The 22,021-nt window shown below is 39.8% G+C and carries 20 protein-coding genes; 11 read left to right on the top strand and 9 right to left on the bottom strand.

Features of this window, described 5'->3' with window-relative positions:
• Positions 1-93: 93 nt before the first annotated feature.
• Positions 94-921 carry a phosphate ABC transporter substrate-binding protein gene (locus BS333_RS16095; RefSeq protein WP_021710035.1) on the top strand — a complete coding sequence of 276 codons (828 nt, stop codon included), beginning with the start codon at positions 94-96 and terminating at the stop codon, positions 919-921.
• A 236-nt stretch (positions 922-1,157) separates the two neighbouring features.
• On the opposite strand, the gene BS333_RS16090 is transcribed toward BS333_RS16095, so the two are convergent.
• A complete protein-coding gene (locus BS333_RS16090) occupies positions 1,158-1,838 on the bottom strand; it encodes a MaoC family dehydratase (protein WP_021710034.1) in 681 nt (226 codons plus the stop codon).
• A gap of 700 nt (positions 1,839-2,538) precedes the next feature.
• On the opposite strand from BS333_RS16090, the gene BS333_RS16085 reads away from it, so the two are divergent.
• The 8 genes from BS333_RS16085 (at position 2,539) to BS333_RS16050 (ending at position 10,050) form a co-directional block, all read left to right on the top strand.
• On the top strand, positions 2,539-3,624 hold the full coding sequence (locus tag BS333_RS16085) for a phosphoribosyltransferase domain-containing protein (RefSeq protein WP_021710033.1): 1,086 nt from the start codon (positions 2,539-2,541) through the stop codon (positions 3,622-3,624).
• On the top strand, positions 3,624-4,457 hold the full coding sequence (locus BS333_RS16080) for an HAD hydrolase family protein (RefSeq protein WP_021710032.1): 834 nt from the start codon (positions 3,624-3,626) through the stop codon (positions 4,455-4,457). Before BS333_RS16085 ends, BS333_RS16080 begins: the two co-directional genes overlap by 1 nt.
• Before the next feature lie 8 nt (positions 4,458-4,465).
• Positions 4,466-5,578, top strand: coding sequence for a cysteine protease StiP family protein (locus tag BS333_RS16075; protein ID WP_021710031.1), 1,113 nt, complete (start codon positions 4,466-4,468; stop codon positions 5,576-5,578).
• 2 nt (positions 5,579-5,580) lie between these two features.
• On the top strand, positions 5,581-6,456 hold the full coding sequence (locus BS333_RS16070) for an HpcH/HpaI aldolase/citrate lyase family protein (RefSeq protein ID WP_021710030.1): 876 nt from the start codon (positions 5,581-5,583) through the stop codon (positions 6,454-6,456).
• Positions 6,457-6,526: 70 nt separating this feature from the next.
• A complete protein-coding gene (locus BS333_RS16065; protein WP_021710029.1) occupies positions 6,527-7,648 on the top strand; it encodes a hypothetical protein in 1,122 nt (373 codons plus the stop codon).
• Positions 7,648-8,895: a toxic anion resistance protein gene (locus BS333_RS16060; protein ID WP_021710028.1), complete on the top strand. Its 1,248-nt coding sequence runs from the start codon at positions 7,648-7,650 to the stop codon at positions 8,893-8,895. Before BS333_RS16065 ends, BS333_RS16060 begins: the two co-directional genes overlap by 1 nt.
• Positions 8,896-8,898: 3 nt before the next feature.
• Complete coding sequence (locus BS333_RS16055; RefSeq protein ID WP_021710027.1) at positions 8,899-9,465, top strand: TerD family protein; 567 nt, start codon at positions 8,899-8,901, stop codon at positions 9,463-9,465.
• A 9-nt stretch (positions 9,466-9,474) separates the two neighbouring features.
• The gene (locus tag BS333_RS16050; RefSeq protein WP_021710026.1) at positions 9,475-10,050 is read left to right on the top strand and encodes a TerD family protein; all 576 of its coding nucleotides are present in this window, start codon (positions 9,475-9,477) and stop codon (positions 10,048-10,050) included.
• Positions 10,051-10,119: 69 nt separating this feature from the next.
• Here BS333_RS16050 and BS333_RS16045 read toward each other — a convergent pair whose 3' ends face one another.
• Positions 10,120-11,262 (bottom strand): YjgN family protein, encoded by a 1,143-nt coding sequence (locus BS333_RS16045; RefSeq protein ID WP_021710025.1) that lies wholly within the window; start codon positions 11,260-11,262, stop codon positions 10,120-10,122.
• Between the two features lie 163 nt (positions 11,263-11,425).
• Here BS333_RS16045 and BS333_RS16040 point away from each other — a divergent pair, with 163 nt between their 5' ends.
• Positions 11,426-12,586 (top strand): Card1-like endonuclease domain-containing protein, encoded by a 1,161-nt coding sequence (locus tag BS333_RS16040; protein ID WP_021710024.1) that lies wholly within the window; start codon positions 11,426-11,428, stop codon positions 12,584-12,586.
• 101 nt (positions 12,587-12,687) lie between these two features.
• Here the strand turns inward: BS333_RS16040 and BS333_RS16035 are convergent, their stop codons facing one another.
• The 7 genes from BS333_RS16035 to BS333_RS16000 form a co-directional block, all read right to left on the bottom strand.
• Positions 12,688-13,767 carry a sodium:calcium antiporter gene (locus BS333_RS16035; RefSeq protein WP_021710023.1) on the bottom strand — a complete coding sequence of 360 codons (1,080 nt, stop codon included), beginning with the start codon at positions 13,765-13,767 and terminating at the stop codon, positions 12,688-12,690.
• A gap of 550 nt (positions 13,768-14,317) precedes the next feature.
• Entirely contained in the window at positions 14,318-14,737 is a 420-nt protein-coding gene (locus BS333_RS16030) for a hypothetical protein (RefSeq protein WP_021710022.1), read from the bottom strand.
• A gap of 292 nt (positions 14,738-15,029) precedes the next feature.
• The gene (gene icmH / locus BS333_RS16025; protein ID WP_021710021.1) at positions 15,030-15,821 is read right to left on the bottom strand and encodes a type IVB secretion system protein IcmH/DotU; all 792 of its coding nucleotides are present in this window, start codon (positions 15,819-15,821) and stop codon (positions 15,030-15,032) included.
• On the bottom strand, positions 15,818-17,143 hold the full coding sequence (gene tssK / locus BS333_RS16020; protein WP_021710020.1) for a type VI secretion system baseplate subunit TssK: 1,326 nt from the start codon (positions 17,141-17,143) through the stop codon (positions 15,818-15,820). The genes icmH and tssK overlap by 4 nt, the downstream gene beginning before the upstream one ends.
• An 11-nt stretch (positions 17,144-17,154) precedes the next feature.
• Complete coding sequence (gene tssJ, locus BS333_RS16015) at positions 17,155-17,655, bottom strand: type VI secretion system lipoprotein TssJ (RefSeq protein WP_021710019.1); 501 nt, start codon at positions 17,653-17,655, stop codon at positions 17,155-17,157.
• On the bottom strand, positions 17,648-19,459 hold the full coding sequence (locus BS333_RS22320) for an FHA domain-containing protein (protein ID WP_021710018.1): 1,812 nt from the start codon (positions 19,457-19,459) through the stop codon (positions 17,648-17,650). The genes tssJ and BS333_RS22320 overlap by 8 nt, the downstream gene beginning before the upstream one ends.
• Positions 19,460-19,468: 9 nt before the next feature.
• The gene (locus BS333_RS16000; RefSeq protein ID WP_021710017.1) at positions 19,469-20,068 is read right to left on the bottom strand and encodes a hypothetical protein; all 600 of its coding nucleotides are present in this window, start codon (positions 20,066-20,068) and stop codon (positions 19,469-19,471) included.
• Positions 20,069-20,632: 564 nt separating this feature from the next.
• On the opposite strand from BS333_RS16000, the gene BS333_RS15995 reads away from it, so the two are divergent.
• Positions 20,633-21,958 (top strand): type VI secretion system ImpA family N-terminal domain-containing protein, encoded by a 1,326-nt coding sequence (locus BS333_RS15995; protein WP_033003863.1) that lies wholly within the window; start codon positions 20,633-20,635, stop codon positions 21,956-21,958.
• Positions 21,959-22,021: the final 63 nt, after the last annotated feature.

The following is a 22,021-nucleotide window of genomic DNA, read 5'->3' as shown; positions in this document are numbered from 1 at the left end:
TATATACCCAAGCACGCCATTACTGCAGATTCACAAAACTGAAACCAACGCTGCTTACTATATTACTTTTGAAGTCTAACTTTGGAGCTTATTATGTTACGTATTTCTATGACGATGATTATCGCCATGGTTATGTCCCTACCCTCAGCAATCGCAAAAGAAATCAGCATATCGGGGTCCACCTCCATGGCTCAGGTCATCGATGTGCTAGCAGAACACTATAACCAAGATCATCCCAATAACTTTATTGCCGTGCAAGGCATAGGTTCAAGCGCTGGCATCGCGATGGTCAATAAAGGAGTGGTGGAGCTAGGTATGAGCTCTCGCTACCTTACTCAGAATGAGAAACATAAAGATCTTAGTGTTCTGCCTATTGCCTATGACGGCCTCGCGATCATCGTCAATCGTGCAAACCCAATCACTAGCCTTACCGAACAACAGATATACGACATTTATAAAGGTAAGATAAAGAACTGGCAACAAGTCGGAGGCACAAACACGCCTATCGTGGTGGTCACACGGGAAACGTCTTCGGGATCTCGACATCGTTTTGAACAATTGCTTGGTTTAACCAAAATGGTTAACGGCAGCACGGTCTCTGATATTGATCCCCATAATCTGGTGGTGAACAACACCAGTACTGTCAAAGCGCTGATCAGCCATAATGTCAACGCCGTCGGGTTTGTTTCGTTGGGTGCGATGGATAAAGACGTAAAGGCCGTTAAATTTAATGGCATCGCACCATCAACGAAAAATATCGAAAACCAAAAGTATGCGCTGGCTCGACCATTTTTATTGCTGTATCGCAACAAAAGCTTAGATCCGGACAGTAAGCAATTTATTTCGTATTTAAAGTCAGACAAAGCCCAAGCACTTATCGCAAGCCGTGGATACATTCCCAACGACAACATGGTCCATTAAAACTTATTGGTAAGTCATCTCAAGATGTCCGTCCTTTGCAAACGTCTCACTAAACGGGTTATTTCTCATTAGATTGGCTGTTTTTCACTAGACTGGCAGTTTCTCACTAGACTAACTGCCGCATCAGAGTGCTTGCATCAGGCTTCTTTGGTCAGAGAACCTAGGCATAAAACAAAAGGAGCCACTCTCGGCTCCTTTTGCGCATTCAATCTTGACCTAATCTCAGTCTAGTTTGTTTAAAAATGCAGTTGAATGACAGAAACAACAACCGCACCTGGGCGACGAATCCCCTCTATCTCGACTTTGATTTCACGTTCGATCTCTAGGCCTTTCTTAATGGGTGTCACCTTAACCAAGGTGCTTGAGGCACGAACGTTATTACCTGCTTTTACCGGATACGGGAAGCGTACCTGATTCAAACCAAGGTTAACCACAAGTTTGGCTGTCGGGAACATAGGCTGGTCAGGGTCCACAGAATCGGTCAGCTTTGGCAATAATGCCAGAGTTAAAAAGCCGTGAGCGATCGTGGTTTTAAATGGCGATTCACTTGCAGCACGTTCAGGATCAGTGTGAATCCACTGCATATCTTCGGTAACAGAACCGAATTGATTAATGCGTTCTTGAGAAACATGCAACCAATCTCCTACATGGATCACTTCCCCTACTTTAGACTTCAGCTCGTCATATAGCACACGAGCTTCAGGCTTCATGACGATAGGTTCTGTCTTAGTGTGCGCTTTTTTAGCGACAATAGATGGATTACGATCCCGAAGGTTAGAAAAAAGCGGACGACCTTGTGCTTTACCTAAGAAATCACTCCAGTAATCGCGTAGCGCTGGAGACATCCGATTCATTAACTCTGTTTGATGGGAAGAAATCGCACCAACTTTGTCTTTAAATAGATTTGTGACTTTCATAGATACCCTTAGATTGTTCCTATACAACTGGCTGTACCAGTTAATTTTGGATTAGTTAACAGTGCGTTGCAAATACTTTCGGGCGAACACCTGTTTGCTCAATAGCAACTTTCTATTATCTATCAATAATTTAAAAATAAAACATCATTTTATTATGCGAGACAAAAACGTGTCAAATAAATGAAAATATGCAGATTTATTGTGCTTTTTCATCAATTATGAGCTATTAACCGAACTAACCGCAGATGCATAAAAACAAGCAAAATTACCCGAACTAAACCATCGAAGTTCTAGGTTTATTTATGTGATCAAAGTCAAATAAAACACAATCCTCTAAAAACACCAACCTTCATAAACACTACCCATTCAGACATTATTAAAAGCTCAATCTACAAAATGAACAATAACACTGCCTTTATACCTAAAATGAGCTCAGATATTGCTAACTTTGTAGAGCTTCATATGAATTCGAATATGCTCTAACATTAGGATAAATTGATAAATAATATTGTTTTTAACGCCGTTAGTAACGTTTTATCTACGAACAAATCACCAACACATACCTATATATGCCCAGAGCAATAACCAAATGGTATCAGGTATTGAGTTGAGAATGGTATCCCTGAGCCGATTTACCACATGATAGTTGTGACCAAGTAACACGGACACTGCGAGCCTATAAGAAGAGTTTTTCAAAACCATGCAAGAGCATAATATCCAAATTAAAAATGGCTCACTAAACATCACTGTTTTAGAGCAAACCATCCCCTTTAATGAGCTACTGGATTTTGCATCTCGTGAAAACCCCAAACGAGGCTTTTTATTTGTTTCTAAAGTGCTGGGCAAGCATATCCCTGTTAAGCCAAGTCAAATGAGAGCCGCTTATGACACCTTAGTTGAAAAACTCAATGGGGATACAAGTAGCTTCGTTGTCGGCATGGCAGAAACTGCAACAGGTCTTGGCGCGGGGTTTGCCGACAGCTTAGCCAATAAGCAAAATCAACCTGTCTATTATCAGCATACGACCCGATATAAGTCCGATTTACCGATTTGGTTGACGCTAGATGAAGCTCATAGTCATGCTGTTGACCATATTTTGTACCAACCAGAGAAAGTTTTACTTGATTCAATAACAAACTGTCAGAGGCTCATTCTAGTCGATGACGAAATTTCAACAGGTCGAACACTCAAGTTACTTGGCGAAAAGCTCTTACCTAAAATGAAACAAGTCAAAGAGGTGGTGATTGTTTCTTTGGTGAATTGGTTGAGTCAAGAACATCGTGCTCAGTTTGATGCTTGGGATCTTCCAGTAACATACGCATCACTACTGGACGGTAAATTTGATTTTACTCCAGTCCCCGGATTCTCGCCGTCTTTGCCTAAAAATGTAGACAAAGACCTAGATAATAGAGCCTGTCGAAACGATTTAGGTCGTTTTGGACTCAAAATGCCATTCGATGGCCCTATTCCTAACCTAGAAATCGATCAGCCGAGAACCGTTATTGGTGATGGTGAACATCTTTACTTACCGTTTTTAGCAGCGGAAAAGGCCGAGCAGCAAGGCGGAGATATCGTTTTCCAATCCACGACTCGCTCACCCATTATGCTGGGCAATGCTATTGAGACTAAACAGGCTTTCCGTGTCGACAAAAGAGATGTTGAACACTACATCTATAACCTTCAAGAACTTGGACGCAAAGCCGTGCACTTTTTAGAAGATGAGAGTCAAAGAGAGATAAACCAGCTGGCTTCCCGCTTTCCATTGCTTGCTAGTGAGACCGTGTAATGGGAACACGGCAAGAAAAAGTGGAAACGCGAGAAGCTAAGGTGGAAACGCGAGAGGATAAAGTAGAAATGCGACAAAGCACTGTGGAAGTGCTCCTGTTCACCGATATTGATGACTGCTTTATGGCAACACGCAGGAAGTTCGCGGACAACACGCCCCTGACGGTGGCCTCGTTAGATATTCATGGTGAACCCCGCTCCTACATATCCGATAAACAGCAAGCATTGCTCGATATTTTCTCAAAGTCTGGCGCTAGGATCATTCCTGTCACGGGAAGAAGTCATCGCACACTGCAACGTATTCAAGTCGATGCCTTACTGAACTCATGGAAAATCGTTTCCCATGGCGCACTGATTATTGAGCCCAATGGAGAAAAATCACAAGAGTGGCTGGATTACCTCAATCATGAGTTTCCCCTTTCTTCTTGGTCCAAAAAGCTTGCAATATTGAATCACCAGATCAGCGATGTGTTAGATTCTCAGCAGCACCAAGCAAAATGTCATATCGTGTCAGAAGATGATCTTGATTGTTATGTGTGTATAAAGTGCTCAGAAGATATCGATTACCAGCAGGTGTTTGATTCTGTTTTGTCGGCCTCTTACCTTGATCTCGATGAAATAAAGATCCACATCAACGGTCGAAATATGGCCCTTCTCCCTCCTTACACTCAAAAGCAGTTAGCCGTGGAGTTCTTGAATCATAGGTTAAATAAAGACGACCAAGCTTTAACCTTGAGTATGGGTGACAGTCTGTCTGATATCCCCTTTATGAAACACACTGATTTCCTTTTTATACCCGCGAAAAGTCAGATATCTGAAACTCTATCTTGGTAATTGATCACATGCAAATAGCCCTATCACCATTGCTGGGAAGTTATAACGCACAAGATTGTGAGTTTTTACTTCAAACGGTCGACGCGCACTTTCTCTCAATAGAAGAAAAAGAAAAACAAATTCAATCAGGCCAATGTCATTACTCTGACGTTCTCAACAAAGAGTCAAAGCCCTCTGAGCAATATCAACAATTGTTCTTAAATTTTACTGAGCAATATAAGCAGACCTTAGCAGAGCATGTGTTCAAACTGGCTAGAACCATTCATCATAATCAAAGTGGCGATATTGTTTTGCTATCACTGGCGAGAGCTGGCACTCCAATCGGTGTTTTGCTCAAACGAGCATTAGAACGTTTTTTTAAAAGAACCGTGACCCATTACGCCATCAGTATTATCCGCGATCGAGGCATCGACACCGTTGCCCTCGATTATTTATTGAAGGTCAAACAGTATAACGCGACATCATTAGTCTTCATCGATGGTTGGACGGCAAAAGGAGTGATCACCAGAGAATTAAAGTCATCAGTTCTCTCTTATAACCACCAGCGCAATACCAACATACAGCCCGCTTTATATGTGATCAGTGATACCGGTGGTGTTGCCGACTTTTGTGCCACCAAAGAAGATTACCCAATCCCCTCATCCATGCTTAATTCTACGGTGTCAGGTTTAATTTCACGCAGCTTATGGAGAGATGCCAACCTTAATGCATTTCATGGTTGTGTCATTAATGAACATTTGCGAGCAGCGGACCAATCACAATGGTTTGTCGATGAGATCTCGGCTTGCTTCTCTGACTCTATGCTTACTAAGGTTAATCCATTGTCGCCGCATTCAAACATGCCCGAGGCGGATTTAAAGAACAAAATGGATGGATTTATCTCATCGATAAAGCAGCAATATGGTATCGAAGATGTTAATTACATCAAACCAGGTATTGCCGAGGCGACCAGAGTGATGCTGCGCCGAGTGCCTTCTCTTCTTATCGTTCGTTCCAAGCGTTGTGAAAAAGTCGCCCATTTACTCATGCTGGCAAAGGAAAAAGGCGTCACTGTCCAGGTCGATCCTTCACTGCTTTTTGAAGCCTGCGCCCTAATCAAACTCATCAAGACCGAGAATTAAAAATGGATAACTCAAGTTACTTCTCTTTGGGTGCAACACTCTATACGCCATGTAACCACCCTAACCTACAAACGATCATGAGTAATGGTCTGGGATCGAAAAGTATGGTGTTTTGTACCGAGGATGCAGTCCCTGAACATGAATTAGAACACTCTATCGGTAACCTTCGCTCATCAATAAAAAAACTGAGCCAAGACAAGGCAACATTTAAAAGATTTATTCGCCCTAGAACACCAAGCTTACTAGCAGAGATCATGCAATTTGATGGCATAGAGAATATTGATGGTTTTGTTTTGCCAAAATATGATCTGTCTACATGCGACGATTACCATCGAGTACTTAAGCACAGTCCGATTTATTTTGAAATCATGCCGACTTTAGAATCTCTTGATGTCATGGAGCCATTAAAGTTACCAAAAATTAGAGAAAGCTTAAAGAATATAAAGGGTGAGGTTATTTGCCTACGCATTGGTGGCAATGATTTATTTAATATTCTTGGCATTAAAAGGATGCCAAATCAGACAATTTATGATACACCTCTACGTATGATTATAGAAAACTTGATCATTAATTTCAGGCCATATGGATACGAACTTTCCGCTCCTGTTTTTGACATGATGGATGATCAAGAAACATTAAATAAAGAATTAGCACTGGATGTAAACTATGGCTTTTTTGGTAAAACGGCCATCCATCCAAAGCAAGTTTCAATCATTGAAGGTTTCTTCAAAAATTATTCTATAAGTCATATTGAACAAGCCGATTCTGTATTTAAAGAGTATGCACCAGCCGTTTATAGAATGAATGGACAAATGATGGAAGTCACCTGCCATAGTAATTGGGCAAAGCGTACTATAAGTTTAGCAAATTCATTTTAGCTAAAAATTCATTATAAAACCAAGTGACCTATAGAGTCTTGATTCAGAGCGAGGTTAGTGAGAAATAATAATGGTAAAAACATTTCACAGCAAAAGTTCTACGCAAAATAATAATGCTGTTCCACCAGCCACTAAAGAGCCTGTAAAGCCCAAAGTCAAGCAATTTGGGCATGTTGAATCGACCAAAGTAATAAACCAAGATGGAGACGGTTCTGAAGCACAGGCTACGATAATAGAGCCGACACAAGCGCCGATAGCAGAGGCTTCCCCCAAAGCGCCTTCGGTTCTTTTTAGCAACAAGATCAGTTCAATACAAAGCGATATTATTGATATCGATCAGGATATTAAGGCTAAAATCGATCAAAAACGTGAGCATGAATTCCCAGATCTTGAAATCAACAACGCTGATTATTTAATCATTACTAACATTTTTAACTCGATCAAGTTTGATGACCCTGTATTACAAATAGAATTTGGTAAAGAAGAATCTAAAAAGTTTCAAGACGTTCAGGGATTCCTATCAGACTATGCTAAATTAGGTAAAGTTGACCAAATTTTAGAGTTAGGTAAAGTTGTTATTAAACTTGCTAAAAGCATTAACATCGATATATTTAACCCTAATAAAATTTCTACAATACTCTATGGATTAATGGGTAGTCGTAGAGAAAAAGTCCGAAAGATACGGTATGAATTCGATGGCGTAAGTGATATTATTGACGCGAGGATTAACCGAGTTTTCGATAACCTTCAAGAGACACATTCTACACTTGAACAGTTTCAGTTTTGGACGAAAGAACTAAAAAGCTTAAATAAAAAGCTACAGTTTAAAATGTTGGCTTTAAAACTCAAACTAGAAAGTATCGATGCCTCTAATAGCACAGAGAATAATGATATCCCTATTGCCTTTCAAAGCAGTAATAATGATGTTATTCAACGTTGGGAACGAAAAGCACAAACATTATTTGCTCTTAACCAATCGATTACTTTAACGTTTCCACAGTTAGACTTATATACCTCAAACTTATTAGTCAGCTTTGAACGTCTTGAAGAAATAAAAGTGAATATACTCCAAGTATGGAAGCAACAATTTTTATCGGTAATTGCAGCTGATGAATCAAACGATTCTACTTTGTACTACGAGCTACAAAATATCCAAGAGCAACTTATACGTAATATCGAGGAACTACGATAATGGCGTTCAAACCTAAAACTTTTACACCTAAAACAATCAATGCAAGCGAAACGCTACAACCAGCCACAGCCAATACTGAGGTAATGCCTGTAGCAACACCCCACAGCCATGCACCTGTAGTCGCACAAACAGCCGTCGTCAGAGAGTATCTAATACCGAATCTGAGTAATCGTGTTCAAACGGTCGTTGATAATTACAAACGTGATTTAAGTGAAGCAGACATGAGTCCACAAGAAGTGTTTGATCGCATTGTCAGTCAGCTCAATCAAGTGGATATCTACTCTTCGCGTGGCATTGCCAATCTAGGCCAAGAATCCGCCGAAAAAATATCTCAGTACTCTGATTCCATGCTTAGCCAAGTCCGGACAAAAGACCTAGAAGAGATGGGGGAAAACCTTAATCAAGTCGTTGGTTTAGCAAAAGGCGTAGATTTAAGTGGTTTAATCGGTAAAGACAGCTTCTTTGGAAAAATCATCTCTAAGTTCAGACAAACGAAAGAATCGATCCTTGCTCAGTTTAACTCAGTCAGTACTCAGCTTGATCGGGTCATCAAAGAGATCAACACTCAGCAAAAGCGCCTTCAAGAAAGATCAGGACAACTGGATGCCGTATTTTCACAAAATATTGCCCAGTATAAAGCGTTAACTGAGGCCATCATTTATGGTGAATCAAGACGCTTGCTACTTCAGGATAAAATTGGATCTTTAGCAAATGAGCTAAACAGTGAGCACTCCCCTCTTAAAGCACAGGAGCTCAGTGACTTACAAGCTTGTGAGAACCGAATCGAAAAACGCGTACACGACTTAAAGTCACTTCAAATGCTCGCTTTACAAACAGCACCTATGATCCGAATGGTGCAAAACAACAATATTACTCTGGTCGAGAAGTTCAATAATATTAAAACCCTCACCATCCCTTCATGGAAAAAGCAATTTACCTTAGCCATTTCCATGCTGGAGCAAAAAAAATCACTTGAGCTGGCAACGAAAATTGACGATGCCACCAATGATCTAATAAGAAAAAATGCCGACCTATTAAGGCAAAATACGTTACAAACCGCGCAAGCTAATCAGCGTTCTGTGGTTGATATCGAAACATTGGAACATGTCCAAAATACTCTCATCTCCACTTTACAAGATGTCGTGTCGATAGAAAAAGAAGGCGCGAGAACACGTAAAGCAGCAGATGAAAAAATGGTCAAAATGAAGTCAGAACTGTCTAATTTTTTAAAGAAGAATAAGGAATAATAAATGGCTATTAACTTAGATAAAGGAAATACAATTAATTTAAACAAAGCAGAACCTGCTTTAAGTAAGTTGAAACTAGGCCTTGGTTGGGATCTGTTAAATAATGAACCACCAATGGACATCGACTGCTGTGTCTTTATTTGTAAACACGACGCTCAAGAGCAGCCAAAGCTTCTTTCTGATAGCCACTTCATCTTTTACAATAATTTGAAGTGTCCTCAAAATGCCGTTATCCATCATGGTGACAACCGTACGGGTGCGGGCGAAGGTGACGATGAAGTGATAACCATCGACCTACCGTCAATCGATCCTAGCGCTCAGGAGTTATCAATCTTTGTCACTATTCATAATGACAATCGCGGTTTCTCTCATGTACAAAACAGTTACATCAAGCTTTACAATGAAGTGACAGGCAGCCTGATTGCTGAATATAAGTTAGGCCAAGAATTCGCCAATGAATCCGCAGTACAGGTTGGTTCATTAGTTAAAAATGGTCACGACTGGGAATTCCATGCCGTAGGAGCTGGTTACCAATTAGGTCTTGGCGATATCGTCGCTGGTTACCAATAAGGCACCCAAATGGCTATTAATTTATCAAAAAATACCACGATCTCTTTAACAAAAGAAGTCGATAAGCTGTCAAACATCAAGGTCGGCTTAGGTTGGGATGTAGCTAAAGCAAAAGGGTTATTTGCCTCATTTTTTGGCTCTGACTCCATTGATCTCGATGCCTCTTGCCTCTTAATCGATAAAGATAAGCAAGTCATCGATACCATTTGGTACCGTCAGCTAAGATCAAAGTGTAGGTCGGTTCATCATCAAGGTGATAATCGTACTGGCGAAGGTGAAGGGGATGACGAAACCATTTCTATCAACTTAAACAAATTGCCTAGTTCTGTGAAATATATTGCCATCACAGTCAATAGCTTTACTGGGCAAAGTTTTGAGAATGTACGCAATGCGTTTTGTCGAGTGCGGGATCAATCGTCAAAAGAAGTATGCCGTTACACACTGACCGAACAAGGCGACCATACTGGTATTTTTATTGGTCTTTTGTCTTACGATAATCAAGAGTGGCACTTCACTTCAAAAGGAGTGACGACCAGTGGTAATAGTGTCAAACAGCTAGAAGCAACAGTAATCAACCACATCTAAACAACTTTGTTTATGATTAAATAGCCTCACTCTGCTCAGTGAGGCTATTTTTTTGGATAACACGCAATTCTAATCCAATTTGTCGATCTTGCTGATGTCCCCTATCACTGCTGTATTTTTTGTCATATAACGAACAGTGTTTATCATTGCCCAAGGCCTGCCCAGACCAAGCGTGAAAACTTGAAGTGCAAAATTATAAATAGTCAAACTAAGCAGCTCTTTAAACGTCAGTGTGGACGTAAACTCAAACGATGGGCCATCTTGTTCTGATACTTCTAACTGAAGTTGAGAAAAAACATAATTACGGATAACAACCGTTGTATAGCTGGTGATACCAATGAACATAATCAGAAAGACTATTGGAAAAGTTATGATTTCAACAAAGTTAGGCATAAAGCCGTCATAATAATAACTCATCAGTAATTCATAAGGGTAATAATCCCACATAAGTTGAGGTAAGAAAGCGTTTAAACCAAAAAAGAATAAACCTAGAGGGATTAAGCCAAAAAAGAGCAAAGCGAAAAACACCGGTGCAGTGACAAGACATACTTTGAAATATAGCTCATTGAAATATCGTTCTTTAATGTCAGCCGTGAACTTTTTGTTACCGTACTGATAACCATTCGCAAAGTATTTATACAGACCACTTATAAACCAGCTATATGAAGAAAACATAATACTAAAAGCCAGTAAATTGATACCAAAGGCATCAAAGCTTTGATCATATCTAACCCAAGTAAAAACAATGACAAAACCCACGATTGAAGAAAACATGACAAGGGCTCGACCAATTAATACTTTAAATAAGCCTTCCAACGTGCCAGTAAATGAAAATCGAATATCTCTGTAACTCGTCATCTCTGCATCAGATTTGGTTTTATATAGTATCAAGCTTGGCAAGATAGCAATAAAGATCAGCGGTCCAACTAAGTAATTTCGGATATAAATTGACGCAATATATGTTGCCATAACCATGAATACGACAACACTGAGTCTAACTACTAACATTTTCTTAGGATTGGCATGATATTCAAAGTTATCGCTATACAGAAAAGTGTTGTTATAAAAATACCGTTTCTGCCTTACTTTAGCCCAAGGAGTAAAAATTCCTAGGGTAATAACTGACAGCAGAACATTTACAATCCAAATATCAAAGAACTCTCTTCCTTGACCAATGAAATGCATCACATTAGAGTTAGGTTGCTGATTCATTTCTATTCCTGACGATATAAATAAAACATAGTAACATATCAATAAGTTAAATTAAATAAATCCGCATTGTCTTCTTTGAATAAAAATTCGTTTAAAGCTCTTGAAAAACCAATATACCCCCCAATATTAAAATCATAACTAAATATAATTAATAGGAAAATTCATGTCTATCTTCGTTGGTGTGATTGATAAAGATCCAATAAGACTGTTAACCCCTATACTTGATCAACGTTCCCCTTGTAGCCACGCTATATTCATTGGTGATAGCAGTGAATTTGCTATGTTTTCACGTGTAGAAAAAGTATTAGCAAAGCATTCGGTTACATCAGAGTTTTTTGAAATTACGCAAGAACCGTCAGTAAAAGCAATAAAGAAGTCAGCATCCATCCTAGCAGAAAAAATAGCGAACCAAGACACACCTGTTTTTTTAAATGCCAGTTGTGGATTACGCCATAGACTACTGTCAATTTATGAAATTTTTCACCAATATCATTGGCCCATTTTTGTTGTTGAACCTTTCTCAGATAAACTTTGTTGGTTACTTCCTGAAGGTCGATCGACGACTTTTATTCAAGATCATATCAAACTGGAAGATTACCTAAGCATATTCGGAGCACAATGTGAGAGACACGATCAGATTAACGAAAACGTCACGTTGGATAAACTGATTAATATTGGCAATCGCTGGGCAAAATCGGCCCTTGAGTTAGGCGCAGGCTTGTCTGTACTCAATTATTTAGCGACTAAATGCAGAAAAGAACAAGTTTTATCGGTTGAGCTCTCTGATGTGCAACAAACATACGTTGAACTCAGAAGTCTTATTGATGATCTTTGCCAAGCAGGTTTGGCCAATTATCAGAATGGTACCCTATCTTTTAAGACAGAGGATGCCCGAAGATTTGCCAATGGTGAATGGCTTGAACTACTTGTCGATCATAAGATTCAGGAGCTGGTTGATGAGATACCCACGATTCAAGATAAAGCGCTAAACCTGCAAGTTCGTCGACAAGTTAAGGGCGAAGAAATTAAAAACGAAATTGACATCGCGACGATAGTTAATAACAAGCTTCACCTCATCGAATGTAAAACTAAAAGTATGAAGATCGACGGTGATGATACGCTGTATAAACTCGAATCACTTAAAGATCTTCTTGGTGGGTTTCAAGCCAGAGCAATGCTGATTAGTTTTAGACCGTTAAAGTATGTCGACATTTCTAGAGCCAAAGATTTAGGCCTTGCTCTTATTGGCCCAGAAGAATTACCACATCTCTCTCATCATCTTAAAAACTGGCTCAACGATGCTGGCGGTTATGAGCGCAGTTAGTTGCCACTTTTGCTTAGATAAAAGCTATTATACCCAAGTGGTACTATACACTTGGGTATACTCAGCTCTATCAAGACTTACTGTAAAGGCTTGAGTCTCTGTTACTGAATCACGAAATACATACTTACTGCCCATGCAGCGAACATCGCTAACAAAACATAGGCAATAGACTTAGTAATTTTTTTGTAATTGAACAACAATGAACAGCCTACAGCCGCAGTGATTCCAACAATAGACCAACGCAAAATAGTCAAATTATCATCTTGTTGCATAGGCAAGGCATCAACACCATTGATCAAGAACCAGGCAAATAATGGCAGAGCAAAAGCCACGGTTGTATCAAAAGTATTGGATGCTAGGGGGTTTGCAACCGCATCTTCATATTCCCCTTTTTGTGAGTCTTTAACTGATAAGATGAGGTCAGGAACTGAAGAAGCTGCCGCACCAAATACTAAGCCAGAAAAGAATTGAGGAACCCCAAGTACATCTGCACTCCCTAGAACACCTTCCACCAAAATATGAGATGAACCTGAGATAACCGCGATCGCTAGTGCTAAAACAACCAGTGCTCTAGTCATTGTGAAGGTCTTATTTGAGAATAAAAGTGCGTTGAAGTTAAACGTCACAAGGTTACCAATGATGCCTCTATCATTGATTTCTTCATATTCATAACCTTCTTCACTTGAACCATACTTTTTTGAATCAACATAAAGATGAATGGCATAACCCAAGTAGATTAAATTAAGCACTAAAGCCATCCAAATGGAAAACTCAGAGAAGCCAAGACAAACAATAAGTGCAATTTCAGCGACTAATACCCAAAATACGTCACGTAACAGCGCACTCTTATTTAGGGCGATCTGATCAACAGGTTTGCCATTTTCATCTTTAGCAGAAATGATAGAGAATGCAGGGATCACACAGCCATTGAAAATAGCAGAGCCTGCTGTAACACCTAAAGCTACGATCACTAATTGAGGGTCATTAAACCAAAATAAACACGCTATCACGACACACATCTCTGGCATGCTTGATCCCATAGCATTTACCGTAGCGCCTTTTACACCGGCAGGTAGATTGCGCCCTAAATATGCAGCTGCTTGCTCAAATGTATCACACGAATACTTGAGCAAATAACAAGCAAAAATAATCAATAAAAATGGGAAAATTGTTTCAAACACTTCTGATACCTAAATTAAATGCAGAATTAACGTCTCGATAAAAGATCAATTCATCAAGACTAACTTCATCTAACAAAGACCAAAATGATAGAAAATGCAGTTGATGATGACTCAAAACGTCAAAAGCTTGCTAATGAAAATCTTACTATATGAGGAGTATTTTTACATGGTCTCCTCTTCTAGAATTTATTGCACTATCGTATATATCGATTGTTTAGACAGGGTCTTCATACTGTATAAATTTCAATCAATTAAATAGAACACCTATTATATCCTAAGTAACCCGGTGATTAACTGATTAAACGATAAATGAATCATATAGACCAATAGAAAAGTCAATTCGTTTCCATATTGATTTTATAAGCCTGCATATTTACTAAGAAAGCAAGCATTCAGCATCATGCTTAGGTAACACTTATGGCAAGACTACGAATGCACTTTTGGATGCAAAAACTCCTATTTCTTATAGGTTGCATCTTATCCAATTTTAACAAGTGGCTAAATTGTCGTTACGGTTATAGACAACCTGCTTAATTCGTTTGAATAAAAATTATGGATATGTCTCTTTAAAATATTTCGTTATCTTATCGATAGTATCATAACTATAAATATTTTGTTCACACAGACCATCTGTATTATAGTAATAACCATGAAATCCAGAGAAATTCTGATCTTTATTTAACACAGTATTCTCAAGTACACTGCTCCCATTATGCCTGTAATAATATGTTTCATAAAATGAGCCATAATAATCTGCATTCCTCATTCTCCAATAAAACTGAACTAAAATTATACTTTCATTGCCAGCTTTGGTAATACTCATCCCGTTACATATTGGCTTTCCCCCCTCCACAGCATATTGATCAATTTTAATCGTCTTATCACCAGTTTTGATCTTTAAGGCGTAAGGGTATCCCTCTACATTCTGTTTATCAATACTTAAATATGTATTATTATCTAAATTTATCACACTGACTATCGCAGAGGAAGTCGAAGAATAAAAACAAAAAAGAAATCAAAAAACGTTTTATTATCATAGTATATATTCTAATTAGATTCAAAAAGTGGTTCGCATTACATAATACCTAATATACCAAATTAACTTGAGTAAATTAATTTATGGATTTCACCTTCCGGCCTGTGAAATAAAAGTTAAGTGAAAAATAAAGGGAAGTTTCAAATATAAAAATACCCAAGTATCTTCAAGATGCTTGGGCATAACCTTAATTACTCTACTTGTTTATAGCTTCACACCGTTGTTATTAATTATACATATTCGCTAATTGGTCGAACCTGAGTTTGATAATGATGTAGGTCGCGATATACATTGCGGTAAATACTCCAGCGCTAATTCCAAGAATCCATTTTGGCGATATCACTCGCTTCAGTGGTTTCTTAAGATATTTTGCTTTGAGGTTAACCAACGAGACTTTTTCTTGATCCGCTAGCCTATCATCTCGAATGAGTCGATAAATGACATTGCCGATCTCAGCAAGCTTTTCATTACCACGCTCTTCACGGCCATATTTGCCTTGGAAGCCTAGTTGCAATAATAGATAGAGGAACTCAATAACATGACGATATTTTCTTGGATCACTTTTCAATCGCTCTAAAATCACGAAGAATTTATCACCGCCCGAGGTTTCATTATGAAACTCTGAAAGCAAACTGTTTTGGCTCCAATGGCTGTTGGTTCCCCACTCTTCACGACACACCGCTTCATCAATCGCCGCACATAAACAGTAGCGGATCACCAAAACCGATGCTCGATCCAGCTCCATCTCGTTCAGTTTTCGTTCTCCTTTGCGAATTTCTCGAGCGACTTGCTCACGAAATGGCATCGGATCATCCAACCAAGGAATAGAAGAAATACAAGATAGGCTTGCAATAAGCCAAGAGAATTGATCGACTAAAGGGTTGATCCCCATCATGTCGATGTTCAGATCTTGTACCGCAATATTACGTGACAGGTCAGGGGCCGGCATGACCTCCATCGGTTTGCCGGGCTCTGGCTGGAATAAAACAACGGTTACATCTGTTTCGGCATAACTCATAGACGAACAGCCCATAGTTGCAATGACAAGTTGGCGAAGTCACCCGCTACATGTAGTGCAATCGCTGCGGTGTGTTTCAATGCCGCCCACTCTTCACCCGTCTTATCCAATTCGAAGTAAGTGTATCCTGCATGGTATGGCAAAGCACGAGGCACCACTGGCATCGGCTTGATCTCAATGCCTGGTAATTGCAAGTTGATCAGATCGCGAATGTTATCAATCGAACCGATCTTGATCTGGCTAATAAATTGCGTATGTAGGATGTCCAAGGTCACATCGGCTTTCACTGCCAAGATCATGGTCGTGTTTTCGATGATCTTACGATCTGGGATTGCCGCGGTACGAATACCGTAACTCTGCTCTTTCAGTGTTAATGGCATCGCACGTTGCTCAGACATCACACTTAAGGTTCGTTTGGCACTATCCAGACCACGAGACAAGCAACTGGTTAAATCCCCGTGGTTATATTTGATAAATTCGATCGGACGACGAGACGCCGAGCATAATGTTGCTAATTCCCCTTCTGCTTGCAACAAAATACGATAAAGAGACTCAGGGTGTACTCCCTCTGCACTAGCAAAATGCCAAAACAACGGTTCATAACGATTTAACGCTTGTAAAAGCATGAAATCAGACACTGAAGAAACCCCTTGCTGATCAACAACACCTAGACGCTGAACAATGGATTCTGCTCGGTGTTTTAACATTGAAGCAAATTCAGTCACAAATTTATTCAATACACTTGAAGCATGAATATCAATACAAGTTGGAATAAAGCTTTCATCCAAAATGACACTACCATCCGGTCTTACTTCAGAGATCTTAAGGATCGGAATCGATGTATAGGCGCTTTTATCTTCATGATCGAACATCAAACGAAAGTGCAACTTACCCACCATGATATTGGCCACGTCTTCTGATTCATAGCAAGCATCAACGGTCTCTTGAGACTCAATATTGTAGCGAGCCCCTTCTTTTAGGCTACCAAATGCTTCGGCACGCTCAGAAGGTAGCGGACAACAAAGATAAATAACCTTATCCGACATCGAGGGATCAACATCTTTCACTTCTGGAAGCTCTGCCAGTAAAGGCAATTCAAATGGCGTTCTATCTTGCAATATGCCTTCTGCGCGAGTAATACCGATTTTTCCTAATGCCAATAACTGGGTATTGATCTCAAGCAGCTTGATTCCCCAATGTAATGGCGAAGCATTTGCGTTTAGCATACTTGCTAACTTGGTCTGTGAGCGGTCAAGTTGCTGAAAATGCTGCGGCTTCATGAACATTCCATCTTGCCAAACAACTGGATTGTATAAAGACATGTTTTTATTCCTTAAAAATAGACTTGTTCAACGCCGCGAGTGTAATCAGAGATTAGCTCACTGCCTTCTAATTTGAGTTTGATGTAGTATTCACTCTGAGGTTCGATCATTTCCACAATCCGCCATGAAGAACCATCGATATTCCTAAAGGCAACGGAAAAGCCTAACGCTCGTGTTTCAGGATCCAAAGTCAGCATTTGATGAATGTTATCACCCGGCTGCATTTCAAATTCATAACGTTTGATGTACTCGTCACCTAATGATGCTTTGTCATCTTCGAATAGCGCAAAGAAATCTAAACTGCGAAATAATACTGGTGAACTGAGCTCATGAATCCTTAAGATTACCGGCGAGGATTGCCCTCCTTCGCGCAAGTTGAGGATCGAGGAAGATTCAATGATTAACTCGACTGATGAAGTTTCTGGGGTGATTCCGGTCGACTCTTTCAATTGCTCCCACATTGAACAACCTGAAAGTAAAACCAAACCCACTAACACAATAAGCTTACGCATGACTGCCTCTCAACGCTTTGGTGTAGCTCTTTTTAATGAGCCCTTTCAATGAGCTTTCGTTAAGCTGACGACGGTTACTGGAATAAAATTCGAGGTATTCACTCCATAATTTAGACTTCTTGTTAAACAACGATTTTGTCGCCACCTCTTTTGCAAAGATAACCGGATCATTACTTTCTGATTGTTCTAATAGCAACTCATTTAATGCTTTGTTAAACGTCGTTTGATGCTCATTGAGTTCATCCAGCATCTGTTCAACAAGTTCATTGGGAGAAAGCAACTGCTGGCTATTTAACGTCAGCATCAGCTCGGTAATATTGGCATCCATATCACCAAGTCCAGACTCATCTTTTAATTGCTCGACCTCATGAAGCTCTCTTTGCAGTTTCTCGATACACAAACGCAAACAAGTGCCCATTTGCTTAAACAGCAACGCCTCAGAACTGAGTAGTTCCGGTTTACTCACCCCCAAACCTTCATAAAACGCTTGGCTAATGTCGGTCACCTCGTAGTTTTCTGGCTCTGCAACTTGCTCAGAACTTAAAAAACCGACTTTGGTTTCTTTTTCCGTTAGGTTGATACTTGCCGCTGAGTCGATATTGGCAACGGAATCGATATTGGCAACAGAATCGATAGTAGTCGATGACTGAGCAGATGGCGTGAAGGCTTGTGTTACCTCCTCCCATTTTTGAGCCGTTTCATTAGTTTGAGCTTGTGAGGAGCTAAACTCTGGAATATCGAATTCTGGAATCTCAAACTCAGGGATAAACTGAGCAGATTCCTCTTGTGCAGAACTTACCGGCTCTGGCTGACTCTGTGAGTGAGGTTGAGTTTGGAATTGCGCTTCAGCTTGCTGAAAAGGTGGCTTCTCGAATACAGGCGCGGATTTAGTGTGTAATTCATTGTTCAACCCCGCTTGCAGGTGACTATCATCTGGCTTAACGAATTTATCCTTAGTATGAGACCTATTTTGATTGAGCGACTGATGTTCATTACGTGACTGGCGTGAAGCAAATCCCGCCATAGCCGCGGGTTGTGGCTGAGATGAGAAGCTATCTGGCACGATATTTTCACTAGGAGATTTGGAGACATGAGCTGCTTCTTGTCTTGGAACAAAACCACCCTGGCCCTCACCTTCTCCGCCCATCCAGTCCTCAGGAATCATGCTAGGGATATCAAATTCGGAGTGAATGCTGAAACTGTCATCGACAACTTGGCGATTATTTTCAACCGATTGTGTTGACTTCGCTTGCGGCTTCTCTTCATCACGAATGAGGTGATCGTCTTCACGTTGCATTGAAAACTTAAGATGAGCAACGGGATCATTTAAATCCACATCATCTTGCTTGGTTTCCATGAAGAGCTCTTCAAGCGCACCGATTTTTTCTTCTTCCTCGACAACCGCTTCACCAAGATTCACTAACGGATCGGTAGAAACACGATCAGGCGCAATATCGACAGCAATATCTTGCGTTTCGACAATCTTTTCTAGGCCGACTCCAATTTCATACTGCCCTAGGGAGATCGTGTCGCCATCGACAATTGAAATAGGCTGATTTTTAAGGATTTTCGTACCGTTAACCAAGGTTCCATTGGTCGATACATCGCTAATATAATATGTATCCCCATAAACACTTAACAAACAGTGTGTTCCTGAAATAAAACGGTTATGGTCAATCAAGTGGAGCGTACTGCCTGGAGCTCGGCCAATTGAGCCTCCATTTTCTGGCATTTCAATATGCTTCGAGCCAGTATACTCTTCTGGGCATTTAGCAATATATAGAACTAACTGATGTAAGCGCATGCCTGAACCTTAAAATAACAAAGATAGTGACAGTTCAAATCCACCCGCACCTTCGTTGTAGACCGGGAGAATATAAGAAACTTGAGGGACAAGCTGTAAGTGTGCATCTGGATTGCTACCAAGCTTGATTGCAGTACCAAAAGACGCAACCGCACCGACTTCAAATTGTTCAAAATCTTTTAATGAGTCACGGCGACGACCACCTTCATCAACGGTCCAACGATTTGAATATTGAGAATATCCAACAGAAAGGCCAGCACCGATGTAAGGGGTAACAATGCTCCAGTTACCTAAGGCAAATTGAGGTACGGCACGCAGCTCTAAATTGGACATTTCTTGATAGACACCTTTCGCCGGTGCATCAAAATAATCGCTCGTGTAGTTAAGACCAAACCACCAGCGCCAACGATTGTTATCTTCATCGATTGGACGAGTATGAACTAAGCCATATCTGAATACGTTTTTATCACCACTAGAGCCTTGCTCGTAGTCCATACTTTCAATGTTTAGCATATTCACTGATACACCGTATCGTTCACCTTTTGCAACCGCAAATGCAGAAAATAAACACATAGCGGTAATCAACCCAATCTGACGTGGCTTTGGCATGTCGTCCCTCTAGAAAAGCATTTAGATATAATTAGCTGCAAAAGATAGCAATTTTCAATACATTTTCAATATGGTAAAAATTCCCCCCACCAAATAAGGCAAATCACCTATTAATAAAAGCAATATCACTAACAAGAAGGGCAAAAAGCATTATTGCTAACAAGAAAACTACGCAGCAGGCAAACCGACCATAGGATCATTAACATTAGCACATGCCGATAAAAACTTTTTATTTCTTACCCTCGATACATAAAATGTAATACATAAAAACAGAACGAAAAACTGTAAGATAATCCCTTATAAATATTTATGTAAATTTTGTGAATTTATTCCTATAAATTAAATTTGAAACATATCACTAAAGATCAACCTGACAAAAACTTACTTTTCGTGCTTTTTTTTGACAAACATCACAAAAGGAAAATTAATAGATAATTAACAATTATTTACAGTTCATTTTTCCTTTATTCGCTATAAAATCCATCCGGAAAAGATTCTTAACAACGTTATAAGTAAAATATTTGGCATTAGGCCTCAACAAAAAGAACAGTGGAATTGGACAATATGTTTTTCAGCGACTTCACTAGAAGACCGATCGATGAAAGTAATCCAAGTGGCGTCAACCCAAACGGCTTAGAAGACTTCGACGAAATAAAACGTCAAATCAATACTCTTAATAAAGTTACTGGGCGAGTTTCATGGAAAACCGTACAATCTTTATCTAAAAAAATACTCAGTACACAAGGCAAAGACTTCCGCTGCAGTTGCTATTTTACCGTAGCAGCGCTTAATATCGATGGTCTCAAGGGCTTGGTAGAAGGGCTTAACTCCGTACTCGATTTGTGCGTAGTGTATTGGTACAACGCATCACCAGAACACGAAAAACCTAATGCAAGAATCAGTGCTATTGAATGGATGGTGGAGCATACCGAACGCAGAATTAAAAAACATCGTATTCAGCCAGATGAGCTGCCGCTCATCGAAGCCGCCCATCAATTATGCTTACGTATAGAAGAGGAACTCCGACTCCATTATGGGATGAAGTCCCCTTCATTTGGCCGAATTCGTCGAATCATTAAACCTTGGATTGAAGAGCTCAAAGAAGCACAAATAAAAGCGCAAGAGCCTCAGATGCCGAGGAAAAAAGTAGAAGAGCAAGAACGACCGAGGCAAGGCATTCAAGTGGAAGTTGCGCCGTCTCTCTCAGCGCCAAACAGAAAAAAACCTACGCCTATTGACGAAAAGCCTACTCAAGAAGTACCAATGAAATCGGGCAAAGGGCTGATCTTCATTATACTGGCCATTTTGTTTGCTGCTTTTGCCTCACACTTTATTCATAAGCAATATCAGCATGAAAAGCTACAATCACAAATTGAGCAAGCGTCACTTCCTCAATTGACGGCTATCGTTGACTCTTTTGAAGTCGACCTTTCGCAGCAGCAGGTGCAATCGCTACGATCAGTCACAATAGAAAGACTGGATGAATTGATGACAAATTGGCCACTTGACCCAATTAAAGTTACTAATGCAGATAAAATTGATAAACTAACCCATGCACTTAGCAATATTTACCCAGACTCTTCATCAGTACAACAGTTGCGGAACAACTTTTTAGAGCAACGTTCTCAATTTGAAAGTGAGTTTGATGCTATTTATAAACAATTCTCGTATGCTAGAACCACTTTTGCCAATGTGGTCAAAAAGAGTTCAACAAAAAGCGCTAAAAAAGCGTATGAGTACAGTAATTCATTATTCCCTCTGCTTGGTCGCATAGAATATGCAGAGAATAACCAAGAACAACAAGAATTGGAGCGTTCTGCATACTTACTCAATGTTTATCTTTACAAGTTATCTCAGCTTAAGGATAAGCAAACCAATGCTGAAAAGTAAGTAATGAAAAATAAAGAATAATTAAAATAAGTACAAAGTTAAATTATTATAACAAAAAGAAGT

Source organism: Vibrio azureus, assembly GCF_002849855.1.
GTDB lineage: Bacteria > Pseudomonadota > Gammaproteobacteria > Enterobacterales > Vibrionaceae > Vibrio > Vibrio azureus.
Note: the sequence above shows the minus strand (reverse complement) of the source record. Positions and strands in the feature narration are given on the sequence as shown.